Source organism: Dickeya sp. NCPPB 3274 (assembly GCF_000406205.1).
Taxonomy (GTDB): Bacteria; Pseudomonadota; Gammaproteobacteria; order Enterobacterales; family Enterobacteriaceae; genus Dickeya; species Dickeya fangzhongdai.
In genome coordinates this window covers 2354085-2369158 of the sequence record NZ_CM001979.1, presented here as the reverse complement: position 1 = coordinate 2369158, position 15074 = coordinate 2354085, and the positions used below count along the sequence as shown (strand labels likewise).

General features: G+C 54.6%; 13 protein-coding genes, 1 tRNA gene and 1 riboswitch. Of the genes, 6 read left to right on the top strand and 8 right to left on the bottom strand.

From position 1 onward, the window contains the following. The first annotated feature begins 393 nt into the window (after positions 1-393). Positions 394-3096 carry a bifunctional acetaldehyde-CoA/alcohol dehydrogenase gene (gene adhE, locus DXX3274_RS10810; RefSeq protein ID WP_042859781.1) on the top strand — a complete coding sequence of 901 codons (2703 nt, stop codon included), beginning with the start codon at positions 394-396 and terminating at the stop codon, positions 3094-3096. Positions 3097-3696: 600 nt separating this feature from the next. Here the strand turns inward: adhE and DXX3274_RS10805 are convergent. Further along, complete coding sequence (locus tag DXX3274_RS10805; protein WP_039693950.1) at positions 3697-4296, bottom strand: thymidine kinase; 600 nt, start codon at positions 4294-4296, stop codon at positions 3697-3699. Positions 4297-4680: 384 nt separating this feature from the next. On the opposite strand from DXX3274_RS10805, the gene hns reads away from it, so the two are divergent. Further along, positions 4681-5088: a histone-like nucleoid-structuring protein H-NS gene (gene hns / locus DXX3274_RS10800; protein ID WP_012769908.1), complete on the top strand. Its 408-nt coding sequence runs from the start codon at positions 4681-4683 to the stop codon at positions 5086-5088. Positions 5089-5195: 107 nt separating this feature from the next. Here hns and galU read toward each other — a convergent pair whose 3' ends face one another. The 3 genes from galU to rssA all read right to left on the bottom strand — a co-directional run bounded on the left by galU (position 5196) and on the right by rssA (position 8289). Next, positions 5196-6107: a UTP--glucose-1-phosphate uridylyltransferase GalU gene (gene galU, locus DXX3274_RS10795; RefSeq protein WP_038658863.1), complete on the bottom strand. Its 912-nt coding sequence runs from the start codon at positions 6105-6107 to the stop codon at positions 5196-5198. Between the two features lie 200 nt (positions 6108-6307). Then, positions 6308-7324 (bottom strand): two-component system response regulator RssB, encoded by a 1017-nt coding sequence (rssB, locus tag DXX3274_RS10790; RefSeq protein ID WP_038658867.1) that lies wholly within the window; start codon positions 7322-7324, stop codon positions 6308-6310. 59 nt (positions 7325-7383) lie between these two features. Continuing rightward, a complete protein-coding gene (rssA, locus tag DXX3274_RS10785; protein WP_042859780.1) occupies positions 7384-8289 on the bottom strand; it encodes a patatin-like phospholipase RssA in 906 nt (301 codons plus the stop codon). A 159-nt stretch (positions 8290-8448) separates the two neighbouring features. On the opposite strand from rssA, the gene DXX3274_RS10780 reads away from it, so the two are divergent. The 3 genes from DXX3274_RS10780 (at position 8449) to DXX3274_RS10770 (ending at position 10078) form a co-directional block, all read left to right on the top strand. Then, a complete protein-coding gene (locus tag DXX3274_RS10780) occupies positions 8449-8916 on the top strand; it encodes a YchJ family protein (protein ID WP_042859779.1) in 468 nt (155 codons plus the stop codon). A gap of 78 nt (positions 8917-8994) precedes the next feature. Next, complete coding sequence (gene purU, locus DXX3274_RS10775; RefSeq protein ID WP_042859778.1) at positions 8995-9846, top strand: formyltetrahydrofolate deformylase; 852 nt, start codon at positions 8995-8997, stop codon at positions 9844-9846. 147 nt (positions 9847-9993) lie between these two features. After that, positions 9994-10078: transfer RNA gene (locus DXX3274_RS10770), tRNA-Tyr, on the top strand. A gap of 191 nt (positions 10079-10269) precedes the next feature. Here the strand turns inward: DXX3274_RS10770 and DXX3274_RS10765 are convergent. Further along, on the bottom strand, positions 10270-10890 hold the full coding sequence (locus DXX3274_RS10765) for a trimeric intracellular cation channel family protein (RefSeq protein WP_038658878.1): 621 nt from the start codon (positions 10888-10890) through the stop codon (positions 10270-10272). Between the two features lie 21 nt (positions 10891-10911). Further along, a riboswitch (glycine riboswitch) is annotated at positions 10912-11006 on the bottom strand. Between the two features lie 251 nt (positions 11007-11257). Here DXX3274_RS10765 and xthA point away from each other — a divergent pair. Further along, positions 11258-12064: an exodeoxyribonuclease III gene (gene xthA / locus DXX3274_RS10760; RefSeq protein ID WP_038658881.1), complete on the top strand. Its 807-nt coding sequence runs from the start codon at positions 11258-11260 to the stop codon at positions 12062-12064. A 45-nt stretch (positions 12065-12109) separates the two neighbouring features. Here the strand turns inward: xthA and DXX3274_RS10755 are convergent, their stop codons facing one another. The 3 genes from DXX3274_RS10755 to DXX3274_RS10745 all read right to left on the bottom strand — a co-directional run bounded on the left by DXX3274_RS10755 (position 12110) and on the right by DXX3274_RS10745 (position 15070). Next, on the bottom strand, positions 12110-12505 hold the full coding sequence (locus DXX3274_RS10755; RefSeq protein ID WP_042859777.1) for a DUF1496 domain-containing protein: 396 nt from the start codon (positions 12503-12505) through the stop codon (positions 12110-12112). Between the two features lie 5 nt (positions 12506-12510). Further along, the gene (locus tag DXX3274_RS10750; protein WP_042859776.1) at positions 12511-14436 is read right to left on the bottom strand and encodes a DNA topoisomerase III; all 1926 of its coding nucleotides are present in this window, start codon (positions 14434-14436) and stop codon (positions 12511-12513) included. 82 nt (positions 14437-14518) lie between these two features. Continuing rightward, a complete protein-coding gene (locus DXX3274_RS10745; protein ID WP_042859775.1) occupies positions 14519-15070 on the bottom strand; it encodes an NAD(P)H nitroreductase in 552 nt (183 codons plus the stop codon). Positions 15071-15074 lie beyond the last annotated feature (4 nt).

Below are 15074 nucleotides of genomic sequence, written 5' to 3'. Positions count from 1 at the left end.
CCATATAAACCCACTCATATTATGGTCATTTATTTTTAACAAATCGCCGCTATAAATGATATCAATTCTCAAACGCATCGTGCTGAATGGTGTCAGCATTGAAATTTAGCGAGCATGATCACAAAAAATCGGCTAACAACGGGGTATTCTGCCTTCATCGTAACAGGAAGGATTAAAGGCAGCAGATTCTACCGTCAAATCGCCGACAACTTTAGGAATAGGATTGAGAAACCTGGGTTTCTGTTATTAAACAAGGCGATCGCATTTATCGGGAGCGCTTTGAGTCAATGGATAATCACCGCAGCCAAAATCAGGTGTGTTAACCATTATCTATACTGCTTATTTACCGGGCTGACCATTGACTGAAAGAGCTTAACATTACAGGAGAGCATTATGGCCGTAACAAACGTTGCTGAACTTAACGCTTTGGTCGAACGCGTCAAAAAAGCGCAGCAGGAGTTCGCAAATTTCTCGCAGGAGCAGGTCGATCAGATCTTCCGCGCCGCCGCGCTGGCTGCTGCGGATGCCCGTATACCGCTGGCGAAAATGGCGGTCGCCGAATCCGGCATGGGTATCATTGAAGATAAAGTGATCAAAAACCACTTCGCTTCCGAATACATCTATAACGCTTACAAGGATGAACAGACCTGCGGCGTGCTGTCCGTCGATGATACATTCGGCACTATCACGATTGCCGAACCTATCGGCCTTATCTGCGGCATCGTTCCGACCACCAACCCGACCTCCACGGCTATCTTCAAAGCATTAATCAGCCTGAAAACCCGCAACGGCATTATTTTCTCCCCGCATCCGCGCGCAAAAAACGCCACCAACAAAGCGGCGGACATCGTTCTGCAGGCTGCTATCGCCGCAGGCGCGCCCCAGGACATCATCGGCTGGATTGATGAACCGTCGGTGGAGCTGTCCAATCAGCTGATGCATCACCCGGATATCAATCTGATCCTGGCAACGGGCGGCCCGGGCATGGTAAAAGCGGCTTACAGCTCCGGTAAGCCGGCAATCGGCGTAGGTGCGGGCAACACCCCGGTAGTGATCGATGAAACGGCCGACATCAAACGCGCCGTAGCCTCGATTCTGATGTCCAAAACCTTCGACAACGGCGTGATCTGTGCTTCCGAGCAGTCGGTGATCGTGGTCGATGAAATCTATGATGCCGTACGTGAACGCTTCTCGACCCACGGCGGCTACCTGCTTCAGGGCAAAGAACTCAGCGCGGTACAAGGCATTCTGCTGAAAAACGGCGCGCTCAACGCCGCTATCGTCGGCCAGCCGGCTATCAAGATTGCGGAAATGGCCGGTATTACCGTGCCTGCCAGCACCAAGGTGCTGATCGGTGAAGTGACGAACGCAGACGAGTCAGAACCGTTCGCTCACGAGAAACTTTCCCCGACGCTGGCCATGTACCGGGCGAAAGATTTTGAAGACGCTGTCGACAAAGCGGAAAAACTGGTTGCCATGGGCGGGATCGGCCACACCTCGTGCCTGTACACCGATCAGGACAATCAGGTTCGCCGCGTCAACCATTTTGGCGACAAGATGAAAACCGCGCGTATCCTGATCAACACTCCGGCTTCTCAGGGCGGGATCGGCGATCTGTACAACTTTAAACTAGCGCCGTCGCTGACGCTGGGTTGCGGTTCATGGGGCGGTAACTCCATCTCCGAGAACGTCGGGCCGAAACACCTGATCAACCGTAAAACCGTGGCTAAGCGAGCAGAGAATATGCTGTGGCACAAACTTCCCAAATCTATCTACTTCCGCCGCGGCTCTCTGCCGATCGCGCTGGAAGAAGTTGCGAGCGACGGCGCTAAACGCGCGTTCATCGTTACCGACCGCTTCCTGTTTAACAACGGCTATGCCGACCAGATTACGTCGGTGCTGAAACAACAGGGTCTGGATACCGATGTCTTCTTTGAAGTGGAAGCCGACCCGACGCTCAGCGTTGTTCGCAAAGGCGCCGAACAGATGAACGCCTTCAAACCCGACGTTATCATCGCGCTGGGCGGCGGTTCGCCGATGGATGCCGCCAAGATCATGTGGGTCATGTACGAACACCCGGATACCCATTTTGAAGAACTGGCGCTGCGTTTCATGGATATCCGCAAACGTATCTACAAGTTCCCGAAAATGGGCGTGAAAGCCAAGCTGATCGCCGTCACCACTACCTCCGGCACCGGTTCTGAAGTAACGCCGTTCGCCGTGGTGACCGATGACGCCACCGGTCAGAAATATCCGCTGGCGGACTACGCGCTGACCCCGGATATGGCGATTGTGGACGCCAATCTGGTGATGAACATGCCGAAATCGCTGTGTGCGTTCGGCGGCCTGGATGCGGTAACCCACTCGCTGGAAGCCTATGTATCCGTGCTGGCGAACGAATACTCCGACGGACAGGCGCTGCAGGCACTGAAGCTGCTGAAAGAAAACCTGCCGACCAGCTACCGTGAAGGCGCAAAAAACCCGGTTGCCCGCGAGCGCGTCCATAACGCGGCGACCATCGCCGGTATCGCCTTCGCTAACGCCTTCCTGGGCGTCTGCCACTCGATGGCGCACAAGCTGGGTTCCGAGTTCCATATCCCGCACGGGCTGGCCAATGCCCTGCTGATTAGTAACGTAATCCGCTATAACGCCAACGATAACCCGACCAAACAGACGGCGTTCAGCCAGTACGATCGTCCTCAGGCACGCCGCCGTTATGCGGAAGTGGCCGACCATCTGGGTCTGGGCGCCACTGGCGACCGTACGGCGCAGAAAATTGAAAAACTGCTGGCCTGGCTGGAAAGCATGAAGAAAGAGCTGGGGATTCCCACCTCGATTCGTGAAGCCGGCGTACAGGAAGCCGATTTCCTGGCCAGAGTGGATAAACTCTCTGAAGATGCGTTTGACGATCAGTGTACCGGCGCTAACCCGCGTTATCCGCTGATTGCCGAGTTGAAACAAATCCTGCTGGATTCGTTCTACGGCCGTCCGTTTGTCGAACATGCGGTCACCGAGAGCAAAGCTACCCCGGCGGCGGCCAGCGCGCCCGTCAAGGCGGAAAAAGCCGAGAAGAAAGAGAAGAAAGCCGTTAACTGATATCGCTGACGGCAGCATACGCAAAGCCCTGCGCGCACGCGCAGGGTCTTTTTTTTGGATTTGTCACATCATGGACAAGAAATAACTCGCCGCGTCGCCATTACCTGCTGAGGTACCAATTTGCCGAGAACGTACCGTCATCCCCCGGAATCTGGCGGAAGTCCCCGCATGCTCTCGATAACGGCTCTGTTACCGCTACGGGGAGCCTTATGCCGGTAAAGCGAGGTTGGTGCATCAAGCAGCATATCAGCGCTCAAACACCCTGCTGTCTCGTATACCGTCCGTGCCGCCGATAACTCCGCCAGCAGGTTATTACGGTGTCGATCCTGGCTGTGACGAACGCGGTGGCAGCACCTCTACATCAACAGAGGGGGCGGTGAGGGATTATTCGCCTCAGACGGCGAACAGCGGCCCGGAAATCGCATCAATAACACCGGGGGAAGCGTTAGTGAAAGCAACGACAAAAGCGACAAATACGCATCTGGTAACGAATATTTAATTTATATTATCAATTTTTACCAGAAGCGATAACCGGATAATCGCCTCCACTACCCGGTTATTAATAAGCCCGGCTAAATGCTTAGCCTATATAGATATGGATTATTCCGTTTCTGGTCGGGTCAATCCCAACGCGATTTTATAATGCTTTCGACACACCGACACGTAACTCTCATTTCCGCCGATAACGACTTGCTCGCCTTCAATGACGGGCTTGCCATGCGAATCCACCCGCAATACGTGATTCGCTTTACGCCCGCAATGGCAGACGGTTTTAAGTTCGACCAGTTTGTCTGCCCACGCCAATAAATAATGACTCCCGCTGAACAATTCACCGCGGAAATCGGTACGCAGGCCATAACAGAGAACCGGAATGTCTAATTGATCGACAACATCACACAGCGCATTCACTTGTTCACGTGTCAAAAACTGACTTTCATCAATTAACACACAGTGAATAGTTTGCTGACGATGCGCCAGCTCAAGCGTCTGGAATAAATCTGTCTGTTCGTTAAACAATAACGCTGGTGAAGACAGACCGATACGGGAACTAACGATGCCGCTTCGCCCGGAGCGGTCATCTATTTCAGCCGTAAACACCAGGGTTCGCATTCCCCTTTCCTGGTAGTTATATGAAGACTGTAACAGTGCGGTGGATTTCCCTGCATTCATCGCGGAATAATAAAAATAAAGCTGCGCCATGGCTCCTCGTTCAACGGCATTCACCGGTCAGTAATCGTTAAAATTTATTGTAACATAGGTATTGCCGCCGACGAGGGTTTAGTCGCGCCGCCCCTGCTCCGTACGCGCCCTGAATCATTCTGTGGTTTAGTAATATAGATAGTTCCATCGTGAGGGTTCAAAGAAACTATCGATGCGATCCACATGGCTATTTCCGCTGCAGATCGCGCTAACAGAATGTATTAGCTGGCTTGTCCGAAATTTATATTGGTTGGTCAACACGTGATTTCCGTTTTAAATTTGCTAAATTTTAACAACCTGACAATTTTACCTATTGCAGAAAATAAAACGGCACTCTATTATCTCTGTACTGTCACCGATAATATTTATTTTGAGATTAATCCAATGAGCGAAGCACTTAAGATTCTAAACAACATCCGCACCCTGCGCGCCCAGGCAAGAGAATGCAGCCTCGAAACGCTGGAAGAAATGCTGGAAAAGCTGGAAGTCGTGGTGAACGAGCGCCGCGAAGAAGAAAACCAGGCTCAGGCAGAAATTGAAGAACGCACACGCAAATTACAGCAGTACCGTGAAATGCTTATTGCCGACGGCATTGACCCGAACGAATTACTGCAATCGTTGGGTGCAAACAAAGTTGCCGGTAAAGCCAAACGTGCAGCGCGTCCGGCTAAATATCAGTACACCGACGAAAACGGTGAGCTGAAAACCTGGACCGGTCAGGGCCGCACCCCGGCAGTCATCAAGAAAGCAATCGAAGAACAAGGCAAGTCTCTGGATGACTTCCTGCTGTAATTCACAGCTCGAGAATAAAAACAAAAACACCCCTCTCAAAGGGGTGTTTTTTTATGCCCTGATTCAGGCACCCCCCCGTACTAACTAAAAGTACAGGGGGGAGAAGATTAATTGGCGTCTTCCTCTATCGCCTCTTTCAGCCACTGAGTAAAGTCTTCACCCAGAGCGTCATGGCGAATACCATATTCCACAAAAGCGGTCATGTATCCCAGCTTATTACCGCAGTCATGGCTTACCCCTTTCAGGTGATAAGCTTCAACGGTTTCTTTTTCCATCAGCATGGCGATAGCGTCGGTCAACTGAATTTCATTACCGGCACCCGGTTCTGTTTTCTTCAATAGATCCCAGATCTGTTCAGACAGCACATAACGTCCGACCACCGCCAAATTAGACGGCGCTTCCGACGCTTTGGGTTTTTCCACCACGCCGACCATCGGCGCGCTATCACCCGGTTTTAATTCCACGCCTTTGCAATCCACCACGCCGTAACTGCTGACATTTTCCACCGGCTCAACCATAATCTGGCTGTGACCTGTGCTATAAAAACGTTGCAGCATTTCGCTAAGGTTGTCTTTTTTCAGATCGGATTCATATTCATCGATGATCACGTCCGGCAAAATAACCGCCACCGGCTCGTCGCCAACCAGCGGATGAGCACAAAGTACCGCGTGCCCCAATCCTTTCGCCAGCCCCTGACGAACCTGCATAATAGTGACATGCTCCGGACAAATAGCCTGAACTTCTTTCAGCAACTGGCGCTGAACGCGTTTTTCCAGCATTGCTTCCAGTTCAAAACTGGTATCAAAATGGTTTTCTATTGAATTCTTAGAAGAATGTGTAACTAAAATTATTTCATTGATACCGGCAGCAATACATTCATTAACCACATACTGGATTAACGGCTTATCGACCAGCGGCAGCATTTCTTTGGGAATGGCCTTGGTAGCAGGCAACATACGCGTCCCCAACCCAGCCACTGGAATGACCGCTTTTTTTACTTTTTTATTAACAGTTGACATAAACAACCTCGTATATATCGTTCAAATAATGAGCTTTATTTGTCCGGTGCATAAAACCGCGAAAGTATATCAGGTTCAATGCGCGATGCTCGACCAATCTGGATGCGTGATTAAAAATCATAGGCCACATACTAGGGAATAAAAAATAACAACGATAGATACACCTAGTCTGAAGTGCGGGGAAGTTCGCAGCTATCGGATTAGTCTGTAGAAAGCATCAGTCGCAGACGACCGCCGCTGCCCCACATCTGGCATTGCCATGACTCGCACTGATAACTGAGCTGATTAAGATAAGCGGCTTCCAGCGTACCCAACGGCACCCCGTTATTTAGCCCGATGTGTTGCTCTTCCACACTCAGAGTGGCATGCAGCCCCGCCGAAATCAGGATCAGTCGTTTCAGTTCCCGATGATAGTAACCGACCAGCAAGGGAAACTGCCCTTGCAGATTAGCCTGACGCAATAATTGGTTAACCTGATTGAGTAATACCGGCAATTCGGGCAACCGGCGCTGCTGATGTACCAAATGCTCCTGCAACAGGCTGTTGAACAGCGCCCGTAACAGCAACGCCGCCAGCACGCCGTGATTATTGGCCGCCTGCGTCACATCAAGACAATAAAACGCCAGATCGTCCCCGGACAGCGCCGCAATATCAAGCACCAGCCCAGGTCGGTCCGCCGCCATCAGTTGCCGGTAATTGACCCGACAGCGCGCCAGCGTCTGCTGAACCGGCGGCTGCAACTGCTCAAGCAGCTTCAACGCCGCGCCGGGCGACTGATTCAGTGTGTCCAGGTCATGCATCAGTTGTTCGACTTCATTGGCCTGCGAAGTAAACATCGTCGGGTACAGGCAGGCCATCACCGACTCGCGCAAGCGGGTGTAATCATGGATAGGTTTGAGCAGCACATCCTGAACGCCAAGACGCAATATTCTGGCGATGTCCGCCAGATGACTGGTGGCGGACACCACCAGCACCGGCGTGGTGATATCGTGCAGCCGTAACCGCTCGACGAATTCGAAACCGCCCATCATGGGCATGTTGAGATCGCAGATAATCAGATCGGGCGGCTGATGAGCCATTTTCTCCAGCGCATCCTTGCCGTTATCCGCTTCATGCACATCTGCGCCCAGGGATGTCAGATAACCGGCCAGCACGGAACGGAAAACAGCCTCATCCTCAACAACCAAAATGTGTTTTCCCGTCAGTGGTTGTGCCATCAATGACCCCTTGCACCGCTCATCATCATTCGTTGCCGAATCCCAAATCGGAAATAACCCTACACACCCCGGTTCACCAGCGGTAACAGCCATTCCCGCTGTTTTTCCACCGCCAGCCTGCCGGACTCAATAGCCTCTTCCGCCCGATGAAAATCCAGCGTGGCGATTTGCGGACAATAGGGTTGAATCAATACATCCGGAGGATCGCCCGCCATGCGATTCATTTTCAGGCGATTCTCCAATACCTGTATGGAGGTGCTCATGATCTCCATCGCGGTAGGCGTCGCTTGGGTCTGTCGACGAAAACGGTGAGACAGCCGATACCGAAGACGCTGACGCCAGCCGTGCGGCGCGGCAATCGCTTCCGCCTGAGCCGCCGGCCTGGCAGACAGCAAATTATGCTGCTGCAAGCTAGCGTCGTGCTGCAAATCCACCGCAATCACCACATCCGCGCCCATCGCGCGAGTCAGTGAGACCGGTACCGGATTAACGACAGCCCCATCCACCAGCCAGTAACCGTTGAATTGTACGGGTGACAATAACCCCGGCATACTGCAGGAAGCGCGAACAGCCAAATGTAAGTCCCCTTGCGTCAGCCAAAGTTCCCTTCCCGTACTCAGATTAGTTGCCACTGCTCCATATTTGATAGCACACTCCTCAATATGTTGCGTACGTAGCAAATGCTTTACATGGTTGAAAACGCGATCCCCCCGCAATAATCCGCCGCGACTCCAGGAAAAGTCCATCAGGCGGATGACATCCCAGTAGCGAAAGCCACTCACCCAGTGCGCCATGCTGTCCAGTTGGTGCGTGGCGTAAGCGGCGCCGACCAGCGCCCCCACCGAACACCCCGCCACCACGTCAGGCACAACCCCCAGATCCTCCAGCGCCTTCAGCACACCGATATGCGCCCATCCTTTAGCCGCGCCGGATCCCAATGCCAGACCGATTGTTACCTTCCGCATGGTGCTTCTCCTGTATCTTATTCTAGGCGCTGCCCTGCTGTTATGTACCCGCCAGGCAGGATTATTGCGATACGCGAACCCTATTGGGTAACATAGCGCACGCCTTATCAGTGGCGTCTCAATTATTTAACCTTATTGCAGAATTTTGCAGGAGATATTGTGTCCGAATGTTGCCCGTGCGGCAGTGATCAGCCTTACGAACACTGCTGCCAGCCCTATCTGCGCGGTGATACCCAGGCTTCGCGCCCTGATCTGTTGATGCGCTCACGGTATAGCGCCTACGTCACACAGGATGTCGATTATCTGGTCGCCACCTGGCATCCGGATTGCCACGCGGAAAACTGGCGAGCCGACATCGCCGCCAGTTGTGCCGACACGCACTGGCTCGGTCTGCGGATACTGGACGTCGCGGCGGGAAAAACGGCGGACGAAGGCTATGTCGAGTTCGCGGCCAGCTACAGCACAACCGAACATCCGGACCGCCGGGTGCTGATGAGAGAACGTTCTCGCTTCCTTCGTTATCGCGATCGCTGGTACTATGTCGACGGCGTTCACCTGCAAACCGGCAGGAACGACGCCTGTCCGTGCGGCTCCGGCAAAAAATACAAAAAGTGCTGTGGACATTAATACTCTCGATTACCGCGGTGATTCCGGCATCGCGTAACGGCAACATCTGATTTATGTTTTGGACAGGATCCCAATTCCATGCAATCCCAGAATATCCAAAGAAAAATTTTACGGACAATCTGCCCTGACGCAAAAGGGCTTATCGCCAAGATCACCAACATCTGTTACAAGCACGAGCTGAATATCGTGCAGAACTCGGAATACGTTGATCACCGTACCGGTCGTTTCTTCATGCGTACGGAATTGGAAGGTATCTTCAACGACACCACACTGCTGGCCGATCTGGACAGCGCCTTACCGGAAGGCTCCGTGCGCGAACTGAGCAGCGCCGGGCGTCGCCGTGTCGTGATTCTGGTTACCAAGGAAGCTCACTGTCTCGGCGATCTGCTGATGAAAAGCGCCTATGGCGGTCTGGATGTCGAGATCGCGGCGATAATCGGCAACCACGAAACGCTGCGTACGCTGGTAGAACGCTTTGATATTCCGTTCCACCTGGTTAGCCACGAAGGCCTGACGCGCGAAGAGCACGATCTGAAAATGATCGCGCAGATCGACCAATACAAGCCTGACTATGTGGTGCTGGCGAAATACATGCGCGTGCTGACGCCCGCCTTTGTTCAGAACTACCCCAACCGGGTCATCAACATCCATCATTCGTTCCTGCCGGCGTTTATCGGGGCGCGCCCGTACCATCAGGCTTACGAGCGCGGCGTGAAGATCATCGGCGCCACCGCCCATTACGTGAACGACAATCTGGATGAAGGCCCGATCATCATGCAGGACGTGATTCACGTCGATCACACGTACACCGCGGACGACATGATGCGCGCCGGTCGCGACGTGGAAAAAAACGTACTCAGCCGGGCGTTGTACCATGTGCTGGCTCAGCGGGTGTTCGTTTACGGCAACCGCACGATTATTCTGCGTTGATTAGCACTTCGCCGCCCTTCGCCTACAATTGCAGCGGGCGGCATAAAAAACCGGCAAACGAACTTGTTTTTGTTTTTTCGGTCTTTACAGGGGCGCGGCATTTGGTATGATGCGCCCCGCTCGACACGAAAGAGCAATCAGGCCAGTGGTGGGGTTCCCGAGCGGCCAAAGGGAGCAGACTGTAAATCTGCCGTCACAGACTTCGAAGGTTCGAATCCTTCCCCCACCACCATCTCTCAAGTCGCTACGACGTATCCTCACTACATAGCTTCACCTTCAAACGAAAAGTCACCCGAAAGCACAGCAAGAAGAACACATCGTGACGTCACCACGACCGTTTTGCCGCATCATGAAAAATCGCCATGATGACTCCACGATATTCACATACCGGCGTCGCGGTGATAGCACAGCAGAATAACGTGATTACTCTTTCCAGCGTTCCGGCATATAGCTGAATACCGGCAACTGCCAGGACCAGAAAATAGCCGCCAGACGCAGCGATAACCCGACAGAGAAAGAGATCAGCTGGTTTAGATCGTGGTTGATGCCGATTTCGCGCAGGCCAAGGTAAACCAGCGCCACCAGCAATGAAACGCAGGCGTACAGCTCTTTGCGCAGCACCATCGGCGTCCGGTTGCAGAAAATATCCCGCAAGATCCCGCCGAAGATACCGGTGGTAATCCCCGCCATCACCACCACGGTCGGTGAATAACCCAGCTCAATCGCCACATTGCAACCGATAATGGTGAATGCCACCAGCCCCATGGCGTCCAGCACCAGAAACAGCCGGTGCAGATGGTGCATCACGCGCGCAGCCAGCACCGCCAGCAGTCCGGCGCCAATCGTGAGGTAGATATAGACAGGATGCTGAGTCCAGACGATGGGATAGTTACCCAGCAGAATATCGCGTACCGTACCGCCGCCCAGCGCGGTAATAAAAGCGATCATTGAAACACCGAAGATGTCCATGTTGCGGCGGCCAGCGGCCAGCGCGCCGGACATACCCTCAGCGGTAATAGCGATCAGATAGATATAGGTCAGCACACACGTACCCTTGTGAAATGTGCCCCTCCCTCTGTCCTTTTACCTGAGAGTTTACGCGGTAAAACCGCTTGCCCCTTCGGTGGGTTGTCTGGCAACCGCTCTCCAGTTGGCGTCATAGAAATGTGCAGTAAGGTAGCCTGAGCGATTATGGGAGTTTGCGCCTTCGGCGGGAAGGCGTGTCGTGACATTCGTGACATGTAATGCCTTCCGCTCTCCTGCAAGCCGCGGAGTATACGGGCTAACGCCGCCCGGTTCAACCAGCCATCACCGATAGTTATGACTGCTGATACAGCAGCATAGCCGCCGTGACTCGACTCCCGCCTTTCTGCTAACATCAGGGCACGTTTTTTTAACAACGGCAGCGAACATGAAGTTTGTTTCTTTCAATATCAACGGGCTGCGCGCCCGACCACACCAGTTGGCCGCAATCATCGAACAACATCAGCCTGATGTGATCGGTCTGCAGGAAACCAAAGTCCACGACGATATGTTTCCGCTCGAAGAGGTGAAGCAGTTTGGCTATCACGTCTTCTACCACGGGCAGAAAGGCCACTACGGCGTTGCGCTGCTGACCAAAGCCGAGCCGCTGGCGGTGCGTCGTGGATTCCCCACGGACGAAGAAGACGCCCAACGCCGTATCATCATGGCAGACCTGGCGACGCCGCTCGGCACGCTGACCGTGGTCAACGGCTACTTTCCACAGGGCGAAAGCCGCGACCACCCGGTGAAATTCCCGGCCAAGACCCGTTTCTATCAGGATTTGCAGCATTATCTTGACCAGCACCATCAGGCGGACCAACCGGTACTGATTATGGGTGACATGAACATCAGCCCGACCGATCTGGATATCGGTATTGGCGAGGACAATCGTAAACGCTGGCTGCGTACCGGCAAGTGCTCATTCCTGCCGGAAGAGCGCGAATGGATGGAACGGCTGAAAAACTGGGGATTGGTCGATACCTTCCGCGCCGCCAACCCCGAGTGTCAGGACCGGTTTTCGTGGTTTGATTACCGCTCGGCCGGATTTGACGACAACCGCGGCCTGCGCATCGACCTGATTATGGCCACGGCACCGCTGGCCAGCCGCTGCGCGGCCACCGGTATCGATTATGCTATCCGGGGAATGGAGAAACCTTCCGACCACGCGCCGGTGTGGGCGGAATTCACGCTCTGATGACGCGATCGGGGCTGCAAGCAGCCCCGCTATCACCACGTACGCTTACTGCTGTTCTTTGATGATACGCCACACCAGACTGTTGGTGCCGAGATTACTTTTGTCGCGCTGACATTGCAGCAACACGCCTTCCGCCCTCACCACCGAGCCTTCAGAGTAGTTTCTGTTCTGATAAATGCAGCAGCTCATGCAATTAACCTGGGCTTCGCGCTGCACGTTGCCGCCATTGCCGTTTCCCCAGACAACCTGAGGAGGAACCGGCACCACCACCTCGGTGTTGGTGCTGCCCTGCGTTGTGGATACCGTGCCGTGGGTACTGCTGCCATTACCCGGCAGCACCACCGGATTCCCCTGCGTAATCACCGTGGTTTGCATCGCCGCCTGCGCAGCGGAAGATAACAACAGGCCTGTTGCCATCAGGAAGGTGCCCCATGCTTTCATCTGCGTTACTCCTTTGTGCTGGCTGAACGTGACTGGCGACGTTTCCGCCCCGCGGGCGAAGAACGTTTAACCGGCGGTAATCCTCTGAATGCGGTGATATTACCACTTTGCCGGGCCTGCTGAATAAGTTCATGCAGCGACTGGGTCAAGGGCTGCATGAAATCCTGATAGCGGCAGCGCTTTTCGCTGATCTGCGTCAGCGTGGCTTCCCAGTGCGCCGTCATGTCCGGGTGCGCCGCCATCGGCGGCAAAGCGTGGATCAACGCTTTGCCCGCATCAGTGGAATGAATATAACGCCCTTTCTTGATCAGAAACGCGCGTTTAAACAGAAGCTCGATAATGCCTGCGCGTGTGGCTTCGGTGCCCAACCCATCAGTTTCGCGCAGGATTTTCTTCAGCGCCTTATCCTGCACAAAGCGTGCGATGCCGGTCATGGCGGACAACAAGGTCGCATCGGTGAAGTGTCGGGGCGGCTGGGTCTGCCGTTCCACCACCTCGCCCCGCTCGCACAAAAGTTCATCGTCTTTCGCCACCACCGGCAACGGCATCCCTTCGTTTTCCTCATCCCGCTCTTTGTTGCCAAGCAGCGTTCGCCAGCCTGCTTCAGCCAGAAATCGCGCCTTGGCGACAAACTTGCCGCCGGCGATATCCAGATCGATAACGCATTTACGAAACACCGCATCCGCGCAAAACTGCATCAGGTATTGCCGGGCAATCAGCCCATAAACCTGCTTTTCATGTTCCGTCAACGAGGTGCGGGCGCTGCGTGCCGTGGGAATAATGGCGTGGTGGGCATCGACCTTACCGTCATCCCAGCAGCGGTTGCGGCGCTCGGGATCAACGGCAGGCTGAGGCAGCAAATCCGGCTGATGCGCCGCAATCGCATTCAGCACCGCCTGTCGCCCGGCAAAATGCTCTTCCGGCAGATAACGGCAATCCGAACGCGGATAGGTGATCAACTTGTGAGTTTCATACAGCCGCTGGCAAACATCCAGCACCTGCTGGGCGCTAAGGCCAAAGCGTTTGGCGGCTTCAATCTGCAGAGCGGAAAGAGAATACGGCAACGGCGCGGTTTCCGATTCCCGTTTATCATTATAGGCGATAACCCGCGCCGGTTGCCCTTCGATGCGTTTGACGACGTGCTCGGCCAGCGGGCGATGCAGTAACCGCCCTTCTTCGTCCTGATACGGTTCGCAGGATTCACTGGGTTGCCACAAGGCGACAAACCGCTCGTCGGCCGGGGTGACGATATGCGCCTTAACCTCGAAATAGTCGCGGGACACAAAATTGTCGATCTCTTCGTCACGCCGCACCACCAGCCCCAACACCGGCGTCTGCACCCGACCAACCGACAGCACGCCTTCGTAACCGGCGTTTCGCCCCAGCAGGGTATAAGCGCGGGTCATGTTGATGCCGTACAGCCAATCGGCACGCGAGCGGGCCAGCGCGGAAACGCACAGCGGAACGAATTCCCGGTTTTCACGCAGGCGCGACACCGCCCGCTCCACCGCCTGCGGATTCAGGTCGTTGATCAGACAGCGGCTCACATGCTGGCGCTTCTCTTCCGGCAGCGCCAGATACTCCAGCACTTCGTCCACCAGTAACTGCCCTTCCCGATCCGGGTCGCCGGCATGAATGATTTCATCCGCCTGAGTCAGTAGTTTTTTTATAACATTCAGCTGTTTGCTGACAGAAGGTCGCGGCTGCAACAGCCATTTCTGCGGCACAATCGGCAGATCCGCCAGCGACCAGCGCGCATAACGGGCGTCGTACATATCCGGTTGCGCCTGTTCCAGCAGGTGCCCCACGCACCAGGTCACGACATCCTGTTCGCCACAGGCAATAAAGCCATCGCTGCGTCGCTGCGGTTTGGGCAGCACATCGGCAATGGCTCTGGCAAGACTGGGTTTTTCCGCAATAAACAGTCGCATGTCACACCGCAAGGCAGAACGGATATTTCCTGACGCGCGCCGTCAGGCGCGCGAATCAGGGGAAACATCGTCAATACAGAAATTAGAAATAGCTGACAAACTTCGCGCTATCAACGGGCGTGATCGCGGCGGAGGCTTTAAGCTGAGGCGTCCCTAAATAAAGGAAGCCGACAATTTCATCCTGCGCACGGCAGTCAAAAGCGTCGCGCACCCGCGGATGGTGGGTCCAGGCGCCGCTGCGCCAGATACCGTTGAACCCCTGAGCCAGCGCCGCCATTTGCATCGCCTGCACCGCACAGCCGGCGGACACCACTTGCTCCCAGTGCGGGACCTTATGGTTTTCTTCGCAGTGCGCCACCACGGTAATGATCATCGGGGCGCGGAATGGCGCCTGGCGCGCTTTTTCGACGGCGGCCTCGTCCAGATTATCCTGCAATGCCGCCTTAACCAACAGATCGCTGAAGCGGGATAATCCCTCATCCTGAATAATGGAGAAACGCCACGGCTGCAGCGCGCCATGATCCGGCGCCCGCAAGCCCGCGCGCAGAATATTCTCCAGCACGTCGCCCGTCGGGGCGGGTGCCGCCAGACGGGACGCCGAACGACGATTCAGTAGCAATTCCAGAGCATCCATCACA

Excerpts from the sequence above, each read along its gene's own strand:
- DXX3274_RS10805 (WP_039693950.1), bottom strand. The coding sequence starts at position 4,296 with ATGGCGCAGCTTTATTTTTATTATTCCGCGATGAATGCAGGGAAATCC.
- adhE (WP_042859781.1), top strand. The coding sequence starts at position 394 with ATGGCCGTAACAAACGTTGCTGAACTTAACGCTTTGGTCGAACGCGTC.
- rssA (WP_042859780.1), bottom strand. The coding sequence starts at position 8,289 with ATGCGGAAGGTAACAATCGGTCTGGCATTGGGATCCGGCGCGGCTAAA.
- DXX3274_RS10755 (WP_042859777.1), bottom strand. The coding sequence starts at position 12,505 with ATGAAAGCATGGGGCACCTTCCTGATGGCAACAGGCCTGTTGTTATCT.
- xthA (WP_038658881.1), top strand. The coding sequence starts at position 11,258 with ATGAAGTTTGTTTCTTTCAATATCAACGGGCTGCGCGCCCGACCACAC.
- purU (WP_042859778.1), top strand. The coding sequence starts at position 8,995 with ATGCAATCCCAGAATATCCAAAGAAAAATTTTACGGACAATCTGCCCT.
- rssB (WP_038658867.1), bottom strand. The coding sequence starts at position 7,324 with ATGGCACAACCACTGACGGGAAAACACATTTTGGTTGTTGAGGATGAG.
- galU (WP_038658863.1), bottom strand. The coding sequence starts at position 6,107 with ATGTCAACTGTTAATAAAAAAGTAAAAAAAGCGGTCATTCCAGTGGCT.
- DXX3274_RS10745 (WP_042859775.1), bottom strand. The coding sequence starts at position 15,070 with ATGGATGCTCTGGAATTGCTACTGAATCGTCGTTCGGCGTCCCGTCTG.
- hns (WP_012769908.1), top strand. The coding sequence starts at position 4,681 with ATGAGCGAAGCACTTAAGATTCTAAACAACATCCGCACCCTGCGCGCC.
- DXX3274_RS10750 (WP_042859776.1), bottom strand. The coding sequence starts at position 14,436 with ATGCGACTGTTTATTGCGGAAAAACCCAGTCTTGCCAGAGCCATTGCC.